Below are 21,965 nucleotides of genomic sequence, written 5' to 3'. Positions count from 1 at the left end.
AAAAAATAGTGTTACAATAAAATTTACTCCGATTGAATATTAATCGAAAGTCTAACGGATTATAACACTTTATTATTTATTAAGCAAGAAAGCGAGATTATATGAAATTACAGTTCTATAAAAAAGGCATTCCAACCCAAATAATTAAACGTGCGGGCATTTTACTTGCCATTTTTGTTTGTGCCGTAATCTTCTTTGAAATAGTAACAAACATATCTGAAACAAAGGAAGTAACAAAGCTTGCATCCCCTACACTGCCTGTAGTCTATGTAAACTATCTTAACGATGCATCCACAGAGCTACACGGCTATGTTCAAAAAATGGACCCAGCCTACATGCGAGATGCCATCATTCCTTTGGATTCAAACCGAACAGTTTCATTATCTATAGATGCTAAGAAATACAACATCGACACAGCATCCTACGAAATCCGTTCGCTAGACACCCAACGTAATATTTCTAACAACGATTTAGAATTTACAAACGATGATGGTGTCCTTACAACCAGCTTCCAGGCTGGAAACCTTATCGAAAAGAACGAAGAATATCTTCTTATCATTACTTTAAATGGCAATGGCAAGGATATCTATTACTACACTCGCATCATGCAGCCTGACGGATGTAACGAAGAAGATATACTTGATTTCGCTCAGTATTTCCACAATACAGCTCTTTCAGAAGATGCAACTGACCTTTCCTCATACATCGAGCCTAAATCTACAGAAAGCAATGATTTGAGCCATGTAGACATCAATTCAACTCTATCACAGATTGCCTATGGTACATTTGATGGAACTCAGGTTGGTGATTGCAATGTAGCCCTTACTGATATTACTACAAACTATGTAAGCCTTACACTTTCATATCTCCTTACAAGAGATAATAATGGAAAGAACGAATATTACACCTGCTCAGAGGATTATCGAATTCGCTACACAGCCGATAGAATCTATCTTCTATCTTATGATAGAAACATGAATCAGATTCTCGATGACCAATCAGTAGCCTTCGATGGAAACATCCTTAATATAGGTATTACAGATTCAAATTTACAGTATTTATCAAACGAAACAGGAACCATCGTTTCCTTTGTACAAAACGGTTCCCTTTACGAATACAATCAGACTGACCGCAAGCTCAAGCAGATATTCAGCTTCGTAACAGATGCCTCTGATTCACGTTCAATCTATGATCAACACCAGATTCTTCTATTGAACATAGATGAAAGTGGTACCATGGATTACGTTGTTTACGGATATATGAATTCCGGCAGCCATGAAGGCGAATGCGGTATCAACCTGTTCCACTACGATGCTATCGAGGATACATCTACAGAGCAGGTATTCATTACATCAACAAGCTCTTTCCAGATTTTGAATGCTAACTTCTCAGAGCTTTTGTATGAAACAGCCAACAACGATTTCTATATCATGGTAAACGGTACGCTGGTTTATATGTCACTAAACGAACTTACCACTAAAGAGCTTATGACTGGTCTTGATGATGCTCAGTATGCCGTTTCAAGCTCACGTAGATACTTAGCTTGGATGGACGAGGAAAACATGGCATCTACAATCCACATTATGGATTTGGAAACTGGCCATTCCTTCGATATTAACGCCGCAAAAGGCCAGCTACTTAGACCACTTGAGTTCCTTGATGATGATTTGATTTATGGAACTATTAACAAAAACGATATCACCACAGACGGTGCCGGTTCCACTATATATCCTATGTATAAGCTTACTATTTCTGATATTTCGCAGGGCAGCAACCGTGAGCTTATGAGTTATCATAAAAACGGATATTACATTACAGATACTTCCATCGATTCTTACACAATCTACCTGGATAGAATCCAGATTGGAGAAGACGGAATCATTACGGCTGCCGAGGGCGACACCATCAAAAACAGTGCTGGTGAGCAGAACAAGGCGGTTGATATATCACTTGCTACAGATGATGTTAAACAACAGATTGTCACTCTTACCATGACCCCTCTTGAAGAGGATGAAAAGCTTGGCACTGTTAAATACGATATTACTGGCCTGGTACTTGCAGATACAGCCAGAAACGTTTCTGTATCATCAGCAACCAGCTCAACACAGTACTATGTATATGTTGGTAATAAGGTAGCGCTCGCTACTGACGATTTGCTTTCCGCTATCACACTTGCTGATGAGGAAATGGGAATCGTTCTTGATAACACACCTAAATATATATGGAAGCGCGGCAGAAAATCCTACCAGAATTCCATTACAGGAATTGCTGTTGGTTCTTCAGATTCCGATGCTTCAGCATCTGCAAAAGCATTGTCCGCTATGCTTGTTCAGGCAGGGGAAAATGTGCAGGTACATACACTGTTAGAATCAGGTGAAACTCCTATTTCAATCCTTAGAAAGACTCTTAAGGACTACGACATTCTTGATTTAACTGGTGCAAGCCTAACTCAGGTGCTTTACTACGTCAGCCAGGGTGTGCCTGTATATGCTTACACTGGCGAGGACACTGCGGTACTCATCGTAGGATATGATGCTTCATCTATCACCTACTTTGACCCACAGACTAGTGCCACATCAAAAATGGGCATCACCGAAGCCAACGAATACTTCGCTACCTTCGGAAACGTATTTGTATCTTATATCAAATAATTTAGCCCGCTGGTTACGTCTACAAAGAGAATAAATCCACGCTCATTTAAAGGCTATAGATAAATAATATAATTGCCGCATAATAAGTCGCGAGGTTCACGTAGTGGACCGCGCGCTTATTTTTTATGTGGCTAAAATGATAAAAATATAAAAAGAGAATTGTGAAATCACTAATTAAGAATAATACTCCTGCAACTCCAAGTATATTAAGCCCGTTGAGGCCGCATTCTATGGCTTTTAAGGTCATTGTAGATACAAAGTAGCAATAGATTATGCATGGCACAAAAAGAGAGCCTATATGCAAATGACACCACTTTCTCATGCCTATTAATATAAGGCAGGCAAATACAGGTACTATATACACTCTCACACTTGTGTGTTCAGTAATTCTGCACATATAGTTAAGAAAACCTACGTGTCCTAACATGAAGGCGATGATGCCAATTACCATAAACTGCTTTTTAAGATATGTGTTATACATACCCATCAATATATCGCCCACAAAGCATGCTAGAAGGGCCCACATCAGTAAGCCTAATCTTTCACTGTAATAAAAATTTAAGAAGAAAATCACTAAAAAGGAGGCACTACAGACCACCTTTAAAGGGACGTAGCACCTCCTTGAATATCTATTATCACATACAGCAAATAATGCAATTATTAGTGCTACATAAATAATAGTTTCTAGTATAATCATTTTTTCACCCGACTATTCGTCGTCATCCTCCCCAGCTACTATGGCTTCTAGCTTTCTCTGGTTACCAAATAAGATGGCGCCTGCACCTAGAAGGAAAATAGCTATGCAAAGTAAATATTTGTCATCAAATCCATCTGCTGTCTTTGGTGTTGTATCCTTTGTGTGACCTGCAGAAATAGAACCATCACTACTTACCTTATATGTAACCGTTGTGGTTGTCTTACCCTCTGTTACCTTTAAGCCCGTTTCCGCGTAGCCGTCTACGTATTCAAATCTGACTACGTGGTCACCGGTTGAGAAAAGCTTTACAAAACCGGCTGTGAAGGTAAGGATTGTGGAACCTGATTCTAGTGTATATCTACTTGAATCTATTCTTACATTATCAACAAAGATTCCTGTAAGCTTGTTTAGCTCGCCGTTGCAGACAATCTTTACAGGGCCATTGTCCTTTGTGACTGTTTGATTTGCTCCCTGAGTAACTTGATAAATACCCTTGAGATTAGTATTAATTTCACTCTTCTTTACTGCATTTGTAGCATCAGCAGCGGCTGTTGCATCTGTCTGCTTATAGAAGAAATAAACCTTTACATCACTATAAACGGTTCCTGATTCGTTCTTAGCACCCCAATTCGAATAACCTGCATATGTACTAGGTCCAAATGAATATGTTGCACCTTCCGCATATGTATTACTTGAACGAGTTGTACGCTTAATAAGTGTAGACATATTTGGCTTGTAAAACTCATCGTATACAGTTACTGTGTAGCGCTTGGTTGATGGTGCTGGAGCTGGTGAAGTAGATGGTTTATATGCAAATGTAATTATCGCATTACCCACTACTAAATAAGGGCTTGTATCACCATTGCTAGTATCTAGCTCATATCCACTATAAGTCTTGGCAGTTATTGTCTCATTATACTGATATGTTTTTGATAAATCAGTATTTTTTCTTGTAGTGGTATTTCCAGCCGAATCGGTAAATTTCTCATTTACCTCTACTGTATATGTTGGTAATTCCTCATTTGTTTCAACATATTTATATGTATATGTCTTATTTTCTGTAGCTGGAGCAAATGTAGGTGTAGAATTGATTTTATATACCTTTTCGTTATAACGCTGATATTCAGCATAAGCGTCGTATGATGGTGTAGCGCCAGCTGCAACAGTTAATTCAGCAATTTTATTATTATAATCTGTTGGTAATTCTACTTTTGTTGTTCCATCCTCATTATACAATTCATATACAAGTGTTATTGTATATGTTGTTGATGGTGTAGGGTCATCATCTGATGCATCATCATATAGAATCTGGCATCTTGTTTTTCCATAAGTTTCAACATCATGCTTAAAGAAATTTTCAATAGCATCATTTGCAGTAGGAGCTGTAACCTTCAAATTATAGCTAGGCTCTGCTGCAAACAAAGGCCAATCTTTTTGCAAACCAAATGATGTCAAGGATGAATCTTCAAATGCCAAACGATTTACATTTGAATTTTGGAATGCATTTTCTGCTATAGCTGTTGTTCCTGATTTTACAGTGAGTGATGTTTTGGCTGAAGGCACATAAATCAATGTATTTCCTTCGTATAATGCTCCATCATATGTGCTATATGTTCCAGATGAACCTATGGTTATTTCGCTTAATGAACTACAGCTTCCAAAGGAAGATGTCTGTACGCTTGATACACTTCCAAAATACACTGATGAAAGATTAGTACAGCCATCAAAAGCACTTGCACCAATATTTGCTGACCCCGCAATGGTAACTGTTTTAAGCGATGTACAGTTTGCAAATGAACGATTACCAATATTTGCACCTGCGCCACCATCGTCATCAATTGACACAATGTTTTTATTATCAGCGTATGCTGCGTCTGCTACTGTGTTATTGTCACTAGTAAAGGTGTATGAAGTTCCATCTTCACTGATTCCAGCATCGGAAACTGAGCTGTCAAAGAAAGTCACGCCTGTCAAAATGATAGACGCGCTAATTAGAATACATCCTGTCTTTTTTAAAAATCCCTTTTTCACCATAGCTTCCACCCTTAACCCCAAGTTTATAGACTCTAGTGTTGTTATCTGACTCTCTTGGCCACAACAAACATTCGTCCATCCTCGGTGTAAGAATTGCAGGTGCTGAGAGTCAATATTTTGTCAGTCGCACTGATGTCAATTGTCTCGTCATAAACTGATAAACTTTGGATAGTATTCAAAAACTCCTGAAGCTCACTGCCTGTTACTGCGTTGATAAAATCGTAGTATTTGTAGTTTTCATCGTCATCATAGCCTACCGCCGATAAGCCCACTCCTACAATTTCGTACTCCTGCTCCTCATAAAGAGTTTTAAAGATTATCGTTTTATGCGACTGATAATAATCCTGTTTCAAGTAACGCTTCAATCCACCAAACATGGCTCCTGAACGCATATTATGTCCATAAATGATGGTATTTGTAGTAGGATTTACTATGTCACAACGATAATCGACGAATAAAGTACCAGCAGTACTTTCCTCTCCATAGAAATCCCTTCTCAAATAGTATTCTGGGTCACTTATTGTCTGCATTACTGGATAGTTGATATCTGTTCCCACCACCTCTAGAATGCCTACCAAATCAGGATTATCGGCATATAAGCCAGCTAATTCTGGGAGGATTTCTCTATCCTCAGGTGCGTAATCTGTATCCCATGGGCTAACGATTAAATCTTCAGTAATTTCATTAGCTTCAGATGAGTTACTAGACACATTATCCCTATTTGAGTTCTCTACAGAATCTATATCGTCATTTTCATTATTAATATTAACGTTTTTTTGTGAATTATTAGTGTCCTGAGCGGACTTGACCTCTTCCTGGATTTTGGCGAGACGCCTGGTCTCCATTACCTCTTTTATTTCTACAGTGGCATAAAATCCCACAAGTACTACGGCAACAGCTACAAATATGATACCTAGTCTCCTGGAGCTCTTTGCCTTTGTGGCTGCTTCTTCAATGATTTCCCTGTCATCTAACAAGCCTGCAGATTTGTTGGCAACAATATCTGCCACATGCTCTGTATACTGTGCCCCAATAGGACTGTTAAAGGTGATAATACCGTCGCGAATATCATTATAAAGGCGCAAAGCTACCTCTGGATCTTGGATATCAAGTTCCTCATTGATGCACTCTATTTTCTTTACGTCCTCTTGGGCTGCCCGATATTCATAGTGATTTTCAAATTCAAAACCGCCTATGATGAACCTTTTTTTCTCCGCCATATACTTTTACCTTCTAATAAAATTCTAACCAAAAGTGTACCTTTCAGCAATTATTTTTATTAGAAAATATTGTGAACAAGCAAAAGAGGCCAAAAGCCATAAAGCTCTTAGCCTCTTCATTTTGCCTGATTATTGCATTACTGTTACATGCATCTTTTCAGAAGTACTTACTAATGTCAGCTCGTTGTTGATTATAGCGTAGCCTTCAATGTAGTACCAGTAATCAGATACATATGGTGACTTCTTGTCCAGATTAGAATTTGTATATACTCCAGTTGAAGCTGGGAATACCGCAATCTTAGTGCCCTTATCACTTGCGTCAGCACTTTCTGCTCTGTAAATCTTGTAAATTACAACATCCCCATCTGGATCCCATTTGATCGTAACTTTACCTACTGCGTTACTCTCAACACTCATCTCAGATGTTGCAATGCCAGTTGTTACTGAAGACTGCTTTGCATTATCCCAATCACTACTATACTTAAGCTCTTTACTTTCGCCAATGTATTGGTAGCTTCTAATCTTTACAATGTAATTTGTTACATTCTCAAGTCCATCAAATGTGCATGTACCCTTAGTACCCTCAATCTTCTTAAGAGCTATCAGCTCATTTGTAGATGCCTTGATAATCTCTACTTCTTCACCTGCAGTATAGATATCATGTACCCATGTAGCTGTTACAGATGAACCATCAGCTGTTGTCTTGAGATTAACTGGAGCTCCTAAGTTAATCTTAGGGAAGTATGTCTTACTGCTTGTAATCTCATCACAGCAGCCTGTTACCTTAAGTGTACATAATGAGTAGATATTTTCTCCATACTCAACCTTGTACTGTGTACCCTCTTCAAGAGTCTTAACACCATTATCCGATACTATAAATACTGATACACTTGGCTTAATCTGGTAGCCTGTATATCTATTATTCTCAGTATATACTACCTTACAATCATAGATTGGACGTGGAACAATTTTGTATGTCTTTTCAATTTCACCACTTTCTTCGCCTAATTTATACTTAATAACTGCGGTTATGGTTCCAATCTTTACGAAATCATCATCAGAATCTAATAATTCCTGATTTTCTTTACCATAATTTCTGTAATATATAGTAGGCTCAGCCTTTGCTGTAGATACATTTAACGTCATTTCTGGTTTAATAACATCTCCAGTGTACTTGAACTCTTGTCCTTCAGTTATGCCATCTACATCAATCAAAGATTTATCAAATGTAACTTTATAATCTATTGGGCCCTTATCACCTACCCAATACTTAGTAGAACCCCTATATGTTATGCTTCCTCCAGTTAAAAAGGCATTATCTGATTTTGGATTAATTGCATAATAATCCTTACCTTCTATAAGTGGCTTTATTTCTGTTACATTATTTTCTATTGGAAGCGCCAGATATATTCTTGGTACACCATAATCAATTGCTTTTCCAGTATATAACTGTTCAGGTGTGCCTTGAACATATACTCCTTCTGATTTGTAATATATTTCTGTATCTGCCAAATCAGCCCAAATTGTATAATGTAATGTCTTTGTTCCCATATAATTGTTTACACCAGTTACCGTAACTGTAGCCTCTCCAGGTCGTACATTGTTCTCGTATTCGAGAATATAATCATTATCCTGGCCTTCAGTTAATACTTGTGTTCCATTAGTAACTTTAACCTTTGGTCTAAACGCTTTTCCGTTATCATACTTGAAATTAGGTTCAGTTAGTTCATCTCCTGTTTCATTTAATAGCTGTGCATAAAAATCCTTAGATAGATTATGTATAACTATTAAGAATTCAATTTGATAAGTAGATGTCGTTCCCTCTGGTACATAGTAGTTTCCACCACTTGTGAAATCGTTAGCTGCACTACCCTTAAAGCTTACATTTATAATTGCAGGTGTGTAATTTGATACCGCATTTGATGCAATTACAAATTCTGAAACCTTATTATTATTTGCATATGTGAGCTCAATATCTTTATCAGTAAGTACCGCTGAAGATGTACCATGTATACCTAAAGTATGATCCGTAACTGTTACTGTCGGTTTAATAGGGTCCTTATCATAAACTGCATAGTAGTATCCTGCAAATTTATCTGCTTCTGTCTGGTTCATTTTTTTTGTATCAACTAAATATGTTTTAGCTGTATTTGTTGTTGTTGATGAACCAGTCATTCTACTTACTGAAGATCCGCTAACTGCAAATGATAAGACCTTTTTACCAGTCGCTGTACCATCACTAGTGGCTATCATAGGATTTTCATTAGTAAATACTTTATTAGCTGGGAAATTATTATTTGTCTTATTAATAATAGCTGTTATTGATTTTCTATTAATCTGATATCTCTGACTAATAGTTCCACAATAATCACCCTTACCAGTAATGGTTATGTACTTATATCCTGCATCTACCGAAGCATCTTCATTTCCATTTACGTTTTCGTAAGATATATCATAATTGTCTGTAGATAGAGGTACTTCTGATGTAGCGCCTACAGGTTTGTATTTCACGCTGATATTTGTAGGTTTTTGTTCAACACCATTATATGTGTATGCCCACGCAGCTTTATCCTTATTAGCCTCAACATAAGTATATGTTGGCTTAGATATAGCCGTATTAGCAACATCTACAGCACCAGTTATTGTATAAACTACTGTTAATCCCAGGTTATTAATATTCTTTCCAATGTTGAAAGGAATACTAATAGAATCCATATATCTACCTGTTCCTGTAATAGTTACAGTTGGGCAACCATCGGCAACAGTTGCATGTTTATCAGCTGTAACTGTACGATTCCATATTGCAGAACCAGCAGTCTTAGCGTTTGTTACAGATACTGTAAAGTCCGTACCACTTACTAGTTGATAATCCTTTCCACTATCCTTTACACCGCTATCTACAATTTCTACCTTAGGAATATTATCTACACCGTCGTTAACTGTTGTGCAATCATACACCTTGATTGTTAAACATTCAGGAACATCATTTCCATTTGAATCAGTATAAGAACCTTGTGTAATGTAACCAGGCTGTGCTCCATTTGTTGTATCTCCATCCAAATCCTGCATATATGTCCATGTACCAATAAAACCTGTTGATGTAGAAGATGAACTGTAATAATAGTGATAATTGTTTGCAAGTGAACGGGCTGTTATCTCAAATGGAACCTGCAAATATCCAGTACAATTATTCTTTCCTTCTATTCTTAGCTGATATGTGCCCTGCTCTTTTAGCATTGTTTTTGTATTAGCGTTATTAAGTACTTTGATTATATAATCATACGCTGTCGAATCGTCTTTCTCAGATCTAAGTACTATTCCACTAGAAGTGGTTACAGACTTGATGATATCTTCAACTTTTAATTCTTCTCCTGTCCATTCGGCAGATTTAGGATCTATTTGGATTTTTGCTGTAGCTAAATCAAGCTGCAAGATATCATATTCAATCTTTAATCCGTTAGGGTTAGTCACCTTATAATTACCTGATGTACCCGCTTTGATAATTACACTGGCTTTTGTATTTTCTGTGGTAATGGCCTTATTATTGTTATAGTCTCCTAATTTATAATCAGTATCTAAGAGTAAGGTGTGATTACCATTTTTAATGGTTACTGCAGGCTTTACTTCCTGATCATATCCCTGATAATATCCTGTCTCTACACTTACCATTTCGCTTGTAATTTCTACAGGTGTTATTGTAAATGTTATAGGATTTGCATATACACCAGAATAACCATTGATTCCTTTTAAATTAATTGTTGCTGTTCCAGCATCTAAATTATTTACGAAATCTAATGTATAGTCTGTATTTCTAGTTAATGTCTTATCATTAAACTTAACAGTCACTCCTACTGCTGATTCCTCTATAGGGTTTCCAGTATAAGGCACAGATGGATGAGTTAAGGTTACTGTACATCTATTAATATCAATACCTGAAACATAAAAATCAGGACTTATTAGCCTTCCACATACCTGATTTTCATCCTTTGGGGTAGCAATTATTGTATATTTTCCAACTAACTCTACTGTAGATTCATTTAAGCTTACCAATGGATTATCAGAATTATTATAGTTATATATTGGTACATTATCAGAACCTACTGTAATTATTGCCGGTACAGGCATAGGCCTTCCTTCATATGGTATTGTATTATCATTTACCACCTGACCATTGTGATAATATTTAATTGTTGCAGTAGAAAGATCGTACTTAATCTTAAACGAAAGTTTATTTCCTGTATTTGACTCAGGTATAAAATATTGACTTTGCCATATATTTGCAGCTGGAGCTTTGACTACAACGTAATATGTTTTTACAGCTATAGGTTCAACACTTGTATTTATAGCTGTAGGATCCGTCGTATAAACTATAGAATAATCACCTTGTAGTGCATCGCTCTTCATTTCTACAGCATCACCTAATCCAGATACTGTTGCTGTTACCGGACTGCCAGTATAAGCACGTTCTGTTCCGCTTGTAAGTTTAATTATTCCCTGTTCTGCTAAATTAGCTAAATCTGCTCTAAAGCAAACTGGATAGCTTGTATTAGTAGACGTATCGTAATACTTTACTTCTGTTGCTGTATTCTTACAGATATTCTTACCTTCTACAGCTAAATTAGGGTCTGGACCTGGACTGTTTTTCTTATCAGCGGATCGTATTACTGTGCAATTATCCTCCGGCTTATCTAATGATACCCATGTCGTCTTATCTTGTGCTAGGTACTTAATATCTGGCACAACTGGGTTAGTCGTTGTTAAGCCATCTTCCTTCAAATTATAATAATGATTTGGTATTGTTACCTTTGCATATGAAGAATTCAAATCAAGCACTATATTAAAGAATACCTGTAAGTATCCATCATAAGTTCCTTTTCCTTTAATAAAGAACCAGTTAGTCTGTCCACCTGAAGGTGTGCTATTCGAACCAATAATACTTAATACACCCGCATAGCTTGCAATCTCATTAATTTTTGTTATTTCTGTAGTGGCTGTAACTATTTCATAATCTTTATCATAAGTTAATGTCTTATTGGTTACACCAACTGTCAATTTAAGTGATTTTTCGTCCACATAATGCTTGATAATATCAGCTGTATAAACTCCACCATCTACATTAGTGTATGTAATATCACCGATATTTACTGTATAATTTGAATCAATTGTATTCTTAATAATCTTATAAGTGAGTTTTACAGTCTTATTTTCATAGTTTGCACCTGTAATATTTACTGTTATTGTATATGTACCAACCTCTGTAGACTCTGTAGGCATAGTTACTGTATAATTGCTTTCTGCAACAGGCGTACCTGCTGCATTTGTGTTCTTTACATTGATTTTAGATGGAACCTGATTTTCGCCATTATATATATACACAATCCCTGTATCTATTGGCTGAGTTACGTCATCAGCAGTATTAACAGTTTTCTTTACATCACCCTTATCTTCTATCTCAATTTTCACGTATCCAGGCTTGTAGTATAGATTATTTAATTCATAAGTATCCTTAAAGTTACCTACTCCAGTGATACTAACTGTTGGCACTTTATAATCCGCTGTCTGTGGAACAGATTTGCCTAAATCTATATTTTCTGGTACAAAATCTGTTCCTCCTACTAATGAATAAGGCTCTGTTCCACCATATGTATATTTGAACTCTGGTGCAAATATTCCGTTACCACCATCATAATATATAGTGCTGGTATTGTTAGTAAGCGCCACGTTTGCAAGTATACTTTGTGGTTGAATCTCATAGTAAACCGTAGTGCTGCCATAATATCCTTCTGCAGCTGCTGTAGCGGTAGCGGTATATGTAATCAAATTATAGTTGGTATCATTTATATCCGCAGTTTTTCGTGAAGGATATTCTGTTGGGTTATCTCCTTTTAAGCTACTGTTTATACTTATCTGTAACTTATCATTACCTATTTCTGCACCATTTTCACCGTATAGCTTTACTATAGGCTCCTTATTATTTCTCCAATATGCCGTAAATGGATTATCCTTTGTAGATGTATTTTCAGACAAAGTAACAAATGCATCCGTAGCATCATATGGATTATAAATGGCAACCTTTGCCTTGTTGAGGTTTGTTCCAACTGTGTAATTTTTGGTCAGACTTCCCCTGTAATTGTTTATACCAGTAATAGTAATACTCTTCTCGCCTGCACTGGTTTTATCATCATTATAAGTAACTGTATAATCACCTGTTATTCCATCAGTGCTCATTGTAAGAGGCTTGGTACCAACATTAACTACAAGATTTTCCAGCTCAACTGGACTACCTGTATATCGCTTTGCAAAAGAATCCTTCTCAGTGAATGTTACTGTTGGTTGAACTGTTTCGCTTGAAATATCTATAGGCTTAATAGAGAATAGTACCTTTGCAAAACTATTCTTATAATTGCCCTTACCTTGAATTAATACATAAGGACTTTTATCTGTGTTCGTTACATCAGTGTCATAATCCTTCGCATTCTTTGCATTTACATATGCATAAGTATAATCAGTCCTATACGTTAACTTTTTATCATCATAGTAAACCGAAACACTTCCATTAAAATCAGAGCCTGTATATTCTACAGGTATTTTACATGTATAATATCTGGTTATTCCCTCTCCATTTGGCACATCACGCCCCTGTAAATAATCTGCAGGATAGTCTCTGATTTTAATGCTTAATACTTTTTGTGTATTACTCTTTATAGAGAAAGGTAAAATAACGGTTCCTGTAAGATTTCCTGACCCTGTTACAGTTGCTGTGGCAGTATCTGTACCTACAGCAGTATTATTGTCATAAACTACACTGTAATCATTACTTACAGGCTTATTATTTAGATAAACCTGTACTTTAGGCTTTTTTTCTGTTCCTGTATATACTATATTATCTACTGGATCTGCGAAGCTTACCAAAGCCTTTGTGCTATCGCCAGTATCTTTAGTTATTATTGCAGGCAATATATTAAACTTAAAGTTAGAAGATGTAAGTGTACCTGTATAGTTACCCATGCCTTCAATAGTAAATGTGGCTCCTGTACTGCTAACATTTACATTATTTTCGCATGTTAACTTGTAATCGCTATCTCTGTTAAGGGTATTGCCATTGTAGCTTACCTTTACATCATAGCTATCACTTGCACTGCTGCTAGAAGAAGCTGTTACTACGTCAATGGCACTACCTGTATAACGTATTTCCTTTGACAGTAAGTTTGAAATATCAACCATGCTGGTTGTTAATGGACGTTTTCCAACTTCATAGGTAGCAATAATCTTTGTTGTTTGTCCTTTCAGCCTGCTGATATCAGTGTTTAAAGGTGTTATTGTAATTACCTTTGTTCCAACATTTGCAGACAGAGTAGTACCGTCTTTATCCACCACTGTTTTGGTATAGTCTGTACCTTCTGTATATGTGGTACCATTCATCATTAATATGATATTTGGAGCTGTAGAATTACCGTCATATACCTTTGTATAAGGAATCACGTAATTCTTATCTGTAGTACCATCATAATTAGTTGAGCCTACACGTATACGAACTATTGCATCCATTGCAAAGTTAGCAACAATCTTATATGTTGTGTCTGCATCTTCTTTTTTGGTATCACTATCAAAGTTATTTCCCGCACCTTTGATTATTACCTGAGGTACATTTGAAGAACCTGTTATATCAACATAATTTCCTGTTGGCGAATAATCTACTGTATAGTCGGTATTATAAACTAAAGGTTGTTCATTGAATGAAACAGTAAAGTCTTCACCTGGCGCAGCTTTGTGCTCTTTTCCATCATGTAAAAATTCCTGATTTTTCCAATTTATAGTAGCCTTGCTAATATCAGCTTTAACAACTACAAAATCAACCTTTATCTCTATTCCTGTCAAGCCACCACTAGTAATAGTAAACACAAGCGTCTTATCCCCTGCATTCTTTGCTATTTCCTCACTAGTGGCTCCACTTCTATCTGTAATCTTGTATTCAGCAGTGTTTTTGCTAATGTAATCAATTACTTCACCGTTGCCATTTCTAAATGTTACTACTTCACTCCAGTTTTCAGGCAAGGTTATTGCTGTACCTGTATATACATAAGGGTCAAAGGTTGATCCACTTACTATTTCTGCAGTTATTCCCACATTATCTGTAGTAGATTTTGTCCATATAATTCCACCATCAACAGTTTTGAAATTTCCATTTGCTACAGCATTAATTCTTACACTGTAAGTTAAACCTTCTAGTGATGTTGTTGTTGATGCTATTGTTGCTGTAAAATCCTTATTAAATACTGGCTTTGCAGTTGCTGCTAATGTTCCATTAGGATCTATATTGCTAATATCTGTAATAACACCATTTTCAACTGTAATGTTTGTAGCATCTGTAAAATACGATGATACTAACTCTATCTTTTCTATTGCAAAAGTTCTATTAAACACAAAACTTTTGCCATTAAGAGTGTATGTTATCGCCACTTTTGCACTATTTGTTACGTTTATATTTCGATCTGGATATGAAGCTGTTACTGTTACTTTAGAACCATTCTCCCTATCCTGATAAGCAACAACTGCTGGTTCTGCTACTACACCTGAATAAGCTATACTTGCAGTTTGTGTATCTGGATCTTTTTCATTTATTGTAAACTCAATAACTGTTACATTTATTTCCTTTTCCTTATCTCCGCTTGCGTTTGTATATGTAGCTTTAACGGTTGTAGTACCTGATTTTTTTGCAACAAATTCTCCTGTATTTTCATTAACCTCAATGACAGAAGGATTGCCTGAAGACCACTTAATAGTTCTTGTTGCTGCAGCATTTGATAGATTTGCAACAAAGGTACCTTTATCCCCTTTACTATACAAATAGCTATCCTTCTCACCTGTTGCATAAGGATTTAGCTTTGTTCCACTTGTTGTTGCACTAGATGGATCTGGACCAGTAATGCTTGTGATGGAATATGTATCTGTTGTTTTATCTAAAACTTCAATATTGTTTGCTGCGTCTTCAATAAATACACCACTCTGCTCAAGCTCTTGCCATCCCTCATCCAAAACAAATGTAGGAATATCACCTGTACCATAAACAAGATTTATATTCGAACTTGGCCCCTGTATCAGATTGATTATAACTGCATAATAATCATTATATGCAATATAATCATCCTGACTAGGAAGCGTAGACAGTTCTATTTCTACATCTTGTTTACCAATAGCTGTAGGAGTAATGGATGCTGTACCAGTTGCTACTGCTGTAGCTTCAGATATCTTTGTTGTTGTTGAAACATTCTTATAAACTGTTGCTCTAAATTGATAATTCTCAATATCATCAGCATAAATAGCAAACTTTGCCTTCTTTAATCTGATATATGGATTAGGTGAAGTTTGAGATGCTGCATCATTTTGCTTGATATATCCAAAACCATCTGTCAAGCCTAACGCAACTGTCATGTAAGGAACAGTCTGGTTTGTACCGGTTACATATATTGAGAAGTGCTCAGCATCAAAGCTTACATCCTCACCTGATGCATCAGCTTCAATCTCAGTTACAGTATTATCATCTTCAATTCTAAATACAGTTACTTCCTCATCTGGGACCTCGTCCAGCTTGTGTACTGATTCAAATGTAACCTTTACTGCGTTGTTGTCATAGTCTGGTTGATACTTGTTTCCATAACGGTCGTAGATTGTGATGTCGTACGCAGCGTATGCCTTGAATACGCCCTCTTCCAGACTATCATTTACAATATTTTCAATAGCCTTCTTGCCTACGTAGTAAATTGTTACGTCTGCATTTCTTGGCATATTACCTTCTACTGTTACAGTTGTTCCAAGGATTTCCTTAGAGAATGTCTGGAACACTAGCGAATTATCTTCGTAACCACACTTACGGCATACTCCGTTTTCATCGTAATCGCAGTCCTCCTGCTCTCCTTCCTCGTCGCACTTTGTGCACTTTCTGATATGAGTGCCATCTCCATTAGAAACATAATCCCAATCGTGCTCACACTCTTCTTCCTCTTCTTTAACTAATTCCTCTTCATCCTCTGCTTCTTCATCATCAATTCCCTCTTCCTTATCTTTCGCATCAGGATCTTCTATATCTTCTTCATTAGTCTTATCAGTTTCTGGTTTATCTATATTTTCAGGGTTAGGGGTAACTTCTGCATCATCAATAGACTCCTTTGGTTCTGATGGAGTCTCTGGGTTTGATTGTTCTTCAGTTGGAACTACTATAGGATTTCCATTTTCATCTACTGTAGGCTGTGGCTCTACCGGTATCTCTGAGTCAGCCGTAGTTGGTTCCACTACCTGTCCTTGCTCTGATGGTGCCTGCTGCTCTTCTGTTACAGGCTCCTGTGGTATATCCACTGCTTCAGGCGCAGGCGCAGCTTCAGGTGCCGAACTACTGTCATCTGTTTCCACACTTTCCTCCGTAATTATTTCATCGCTTGTTGCCAATGAGAAGAAATCATCTCCCATCATTGTTGTCACAAGCAACATGGCCAGCAAGAATGCTGTCAATCTTTTGAAGAAATCTAATCTGTTGTTCATAGGCCAATTCCCCTTTGCGTTACCCATTTCTAACATCTTTTCTAATAAGTGTTTTGCAGTGTTTGCCCTAATTTTGGATACAAAAAATAGACATGGACATTCCACTACAATTTCCATATCGGAAAATCTCATTATTAAGTTTACAGACAACTGGCGTTATAACTATGAATTTTTTATGAATTTAGTATTAAGAATTTAACTCTAGATTTCTACTAGGCATTTAAATAAAAGCTCCTCGAATGGCTCATAATTCAGCACAGAGCTTTCCTTACTTGCAAGAATCATATCGTTCTTGGTTGTTTTTGAAAAATCGATATCGAAATGCTGGCTGTTTTTGCAAATGTATTCAATGAACACACGCTGGGCCCTGCCGTTGCCCTCTCTAAATGGATGAATCATGTTTATCTCACCAATCAGGTAAGCCAGTCTTTTAGACATAACCTCCTTGTCATCCACATCCAGCAGATAATTGTTCTGAATTATCCACTCCTGTACTCTTTTAAATTCGATTTCTATGAATTGTGTCAGGCAGAAAATGGTGCCCTTTGAAATGTCGACTGTGCGAATCTCCCCTGCCCAATCATAAATATCCTGGAACAGATAACGATGAATGGCCTGAAGATGCTGTAAAGAAAAATCGCCAGGTATAGGACGCTTGACGATTTCAAAATAACGCGCTGAACTAAGCTCCTGTTCTACCTTAAAGAGCTCCTCTTTATCGCGAATATCCAATTTGTTCTTGAGGATATGAGTGTGTGGATAACAGTACTGGCCGTTATCTTCATACTCATAACGGTAATATTCATCCATCATATGCTTATCCTACTGAAACATACCTAGATGTAATCTCACGGACCACATCCTCTACATCAACCTCGTTCTCGATAATCATCCTTCCACGCTCTAGTTCCTTAGCTGTAAGAATCATGTCCTCCATCGCAAATGAAGCTGATACACTAGCGATCTTCTCGTCTGTTGACATTAGTCTCTCCTTATTTATCGGCCTAATCTTCATATTATCTAACCATTTCCCCTATATCAACCCACATTACCTTCAAAAAACTTAAGCTTATTATATCATATAATGATTTTCTAAAAAACCTCATTAACAAAAAGGTTGTAGTTGATATTCCTATCAACTACAACCTCTATTTTAAGCATTCTGAATCTTACCTGTATATAACTGGTAGTACTTACCACCTTCGGCGATAAGCTCTTCGTGGTTACCACGCTCTATAATGCGGCCCTGGTCAAGAACCATGATGCAATCAGAGTTTCTGATAGTTGAAAGTCTGTGGGCGATAACAAATGTTGTACGTCCGTGCATCAGCTTATCCATACCATCCTGTACAATCTTCTCTGTACGGGTATCGATAGAAGATGTAGCCTCGTCAAGGATAAGTACTGGTGGGTCTGCGATGGCAGCTCTGGCAATAGCAAGCAGCTGTCTCTGGCCCTGTGAAAGGTTTCCACCATCACCGTTGATTACTGTATCATAGCCCTGTGGCAATCTGCGGATAAAACTATCTGCATTAGCAAGCTTAGCTGCTGCAATAACCTCTTCTTCTGTAGCATCCAGCTTTCCATAGCGGATATTGTCAGCAATAGTGCCTGTAAACAGGTGTGTATCCTGAAGCACGATACCAAGTGAACGACGTAAATCTGCCTTCTTAATCTTGTTAATGTTGATTCCATCGTATCTGATTTTACCATCAGCGATGTCGTAGAATCTGTTGATAAGGTTTGTGATTGTTGTCTTACCTGCACCTGTTGCACCAACAAAGGCTATCTTCTGGCCTGGTGTTGCAAACAGCTTGATATTGTGAAGTACTGTCTTATCTGGGTTGTAAGCGAAATCTACATCATCAAATACGATATCACCAGTAAGCTTCACGTAAGTAGTTGTGCCCTCTGCCTTGTGATAGTGCTTCCAAGCCCACATTCCTGTACGCTCCTCGCACTCAACGATTTCACCGTTTTCTTCCTTAGCATTTACAAGCATTACGTAGCCTTCGTCTGTCTCTGGCTTTTCGTCAATAAGGCCGAATACACGCTCGGCACCAGCCATAGCAAGTACGATAGACTGGAACTGCTGTGATACCTGCATGATAGGCATAATAAATGAACGAGTAAACTGTAGGAATGATACAAGTGCTCCAAGTGTTAGGCCTGTCCATCCGTTAAGAGCAAGTGTTCCACCTACTACCGCACAGATTACGTAGTTTACGTTACCCATCTGGGCGTTAACTGGTCCTAAGCAGTTTGCAAGTCTGTTAGCCTTGTAGGCGTTGTTGTAAAGCTGCTCATTAAGCTCCTGGAACTTCTCCATTGCTTCTTCTTCATGGCAGAATACCTTAACTACCTTCTGGCCATTCATGATTTCTTCAATGTTACCGTTTACTGCACCAAGTGCCTTCTGCTGCTGGCGGAAATACTTTCCTGAGGTACCAGCAAGTGTCTTTGTAATAAGGATGATTACTACAATCATCGCTATTGTTACGCCTGTAAGTGTAGGCGAAAGAAGTAGCATATATACAAATACTGTTACGATAGTGATTGCACTGTTGAACATCTGTGGGAATGACTGTGAAATCATCTGACGGAGTGTATCAATATCGTTTGTGTAGATAGACATGATATCGCCGTGTGCATGTGTATCGAAGTAGCGGATTGGTAAATCCTCCATCTTCTCAAACATCTCATCACGGAGGTCTCTAAGTGTTCCCTGACCTACGAAAATCATAATCCAGTTGTATGCAAATGTTGCTGCAATACCTACTGCATAATATCCAATCAAATGGAAGATGGCATCCTTAAGTGGGCCGAAGTCTTTGCTTCCGCTATCAAGCATTGGAAGGATGTAGGAATCGATAAGCTGCTGCATAAATGCTGTTCCCTTGGCATTACATATTACCGAAAGGAAGATGCAGATTACTACTGCAACAAGGTGGATTGGATATCTTCCACCAACATATTTTACAAGGCGGCCAAGCACTCCACGTCTAGCGGCCTTCTGTTCTTTTGTCAGCTTTGGTACTGATCCTGGTTGTGGTCCTCTAGGCATTAGTCCTCGCCTCCTTCCTCTGCTTTATCGAAGTCGCCACTTCCGGCGCCTGTCTGCTGCTCAAAGATTTCCTTGTAGATTTCATTTCTGGCCATAAGCTCTTCATGAGTACCGAAATCATTAAGCTTTCCATCGTCCATAACGATGATTCTGTCTGCATCCATAACGGATGAAATACGCTGTGCAATAATGAGCTTTGTTGTGTTTGGAATCTCTTCTCTGAAAGCACGTCTGATGCTTGCATCTGTAGCTGTATCAACAGCAGATGTTGAATCATCAAGGATAAGAATTCTTGGCTTCTTAAGAAGAGCTCTGGCGATACAAAGTCTCTGACGCTGTCCACCAGATACGTTAGTTCCGCCCTGCTCGATATAAGTATCATAGCCATCTGGGAACTTCTCGATGAATTCGTCTGCGCATGCTAGCTTTGCTGCACGTCTTACTTCTTCATCTGTGGCATTCTTGTCGCCCCATCTAAGGTTTTCTGCAATAGTTCCTGAGAAGAGCACGTTGTTCTGAAGCACTACAGAAACCTGGTTTCTGATTGTCTCCACATCATAATCCTTTACATTGTGGCCACCAACGATTACCTCGCCTTCGTCCACATCGTAAAGACGTGAGATCATAGATACAAGTGTTGATTTTGCTGAACCTGTTCCACCAAGTACTCCGATAGTCTCACCTGACTTAATCTCAAGATTTACGTGGTCAAGCACTGGTCTTTCAGCTGTCTTGTTGTAACCAAATACAACATCCTTAAACTGGATTGAACCGTCTGGTACGTCATAGATTGGGTTCTCGCCGTTTGTGATAGTAGTCTTTTCTTCAAGTACCTCGTAGATACGCTTGATGCTGGCTACTGACATTGTAATCATGATGAAAATCATAGCGAAGAACATAAGTGACATAAGAATGTTCATGCAGTATGAGAACAATGATACAAGCTCACCAGTTGTAAGTGTGCCATCAACAACAATGAAATGTGCACCGAACCAGCTTATTAGGATGATACATACGTATACCACGAAGTTCATCATTGGCATTGTTGTAGCAATCATCTTTTCTGCAGATGTGGCAGCCTTATAAATGCCCTGGCTGGCTGTTGTGAACTTTGTCTTTTCGTAAGCCTCTCTAACGTATGCCTTAACTACTCTGATACCAGTAATGTTTTCCTGAACTGAAGCGTTCAAATCATCATACTTTCTGAATAAGATTTCAAAAAGCTTTCTTGTCTTAAACATTACAAATCCCATAAATGCAAGGATAATAATCATTGCAATTAAGAAGTTTGATGCAAGGCGGGCGTTGATTCTAAATGAAAGCACCATAGCAACAATAACTGTTACTGGCGCTCTAAAGCCCATTCTTAACACCATGATAAATGCGTTCTGCACGTTTGTAACATCTGTTGTAAGACGTGTTACAAGTCCTGCAGTTGAAAACTTATCAATATTTTCAAATGAGAATGTCTGAATGTTTTCAAACATCTTGTTACGAAGGTTCTTAGCAAGGCCTGCTGATGCTTTTGAACCAAGCACAGCGCCCATGATACCTCCAAACAAGCCGATTACCGCACAGATAAGCATGTATCCACCTATGCGATAAATCTCGCTCATATTTCCGGCTTCTACTCCTTTGTCCACAAGGTCTGCAATAAGAAGTGGGATAACCATTTCCATCGCAACCTCGAGAATCATGAATACAGGTGTGAGCAACGCTGAAAGAGTGTACTCTTTAGTTTCCTGTAATAGTCTCTTAACCAA

9 protein-coding genes are annotated in these 21,965 nt (G+C 37.8%); 1 reads left to right on the top strand and 8 read right to left on the bottom strand.

Annotated features, from left to right (window positions below; genetic code table 11):
- Positions 1-101: 101 nt before the first annotated feature.
- Complete coding sequence (locus tag G611_RS0105855) at positions 102-2,651, top strand: hypothetical protein (protein WP_028242824.1); 2,550 nt, start codon at positions 102-104, stop codon at positions 2,649-2,651.
- Between the two features lie 46 nt (positions 2,652-2,697).
- Here the strand turns inward: G611_RS0105855 and G611_RS16070 are convergent, their stop codons facing one another.
- From G611_RS16070 to G611_RS0105815, 8 genes are all read right to left on the bottom strand, one after another.
- Positions 2,698-3,348 (bottom strand): lysoplasmalogenase family protein, encoded by a 651-nt coding sequence (locus G611_RS16070; RefSeq protein ID WP_028242823.1) that lies wholly within the window; start codon positions 3,346-3,348, stop codon positions 2,698-2,700.
- Positions 3,349-3,360: 12 nt separating this feature from the next.
- Positions 3,361-5,382: a leucine-rich repeat protein gene (locus G611_RS0105845; RefSeq protein WP_028242822.1), complete on the bottom strand. Its 2,022-nt coding sequence runs from the start codon at positions 5,380-5,382 to the stop codon at positions 3,361-3,363.
- Between the two features lie 41 nt (positions 5,383-5,423).
- Complete coding sequence (srtB, locus tag G611_RS15245) at positions 5,424-6,602, bottom strand: class B sortase (RefSeq protein ID WP_051195101.1); 1,179 nt, start codon at positions 6,600-6,602, stop codon at positions 5,424-5,426.
- 129 nt (positions 6,603-6,731) lie between these two features.
- The gene (locus G611_RS0105835; RefSeq protein WP_155942255.1) at positions 6,732-17,138 is read right to left on the bottom strand and encodes a hypothetical protein; all 10,407 of its coding nucleotides are present in this window, start codon (positions 17,136-17,138) and stop codon (positions 6,732-6,734) included.
- Between the two features lie 201 nt (positions 17,139-17,339).
- Positions 17,340-17,951, bottom strand: coding sequence for a Fic/DOC family protein (locus G611_RS0105830; protein WP_051195099.1), 612 nt, complete (start codon positions 17,949-17,951; stop codon positions 17,340-17,342).
- Between the two features lie 4 nt (positions 17,952-17,955).
- The gene (locus G611_RS15720) at positions 17,956-18,120 is read right to left on the bottom strand and encodes a hypothetical protein (RefSeq protein ID WP_155942254.1); all 165 of its coding nucleotides are present in this window, start codon (positions 18,118-18,120) and stop codon (positions 17,956-17,958) included.
- 171 nt (positions 18,121-18,291) lie between these two features.
- The gene (locus tag G611_RS0105820; protein ID WP_028242819.1) at positions 18,292-20,202 is read right to left on the bottom strand and encodes an ABC transporter ATP-binding protein; all 1,911 of its coding nucleotides are present in this window, start codon (positions 20,200-20,202) and stop codon (positions 18,292-18,294) included.
- Complete coding sequence (locus G611_RS0105815; protein ID WP_028242818.1) at positions 20,202-21,965, bottom strand: ABC transporter ATP-binding protein; 1,764 nt, start codon at positions 21,963-21,965, stop codon at positions 20,202-20,204. Before G611_RS0105815 ends, G611_RS0105820 begins: the two co-directional genes overlap by 1 nt.

This window comes from Pseudobutyrivibrio ruminis AD2017 (genome assembly GCF_000424305.1).
In the GTDB taxonomy this organism is placed as follows: domain Bacteria; phylum Bacillota; class Clostridia; order Lachnospirales; family Lachnospiraceae; genus Pseudobutyrivibrio; species Pseudobutyrivibrio ruminis_B.
This window is presented reverse-complemented; position numbering and strand designations above follow the sequence as displayed.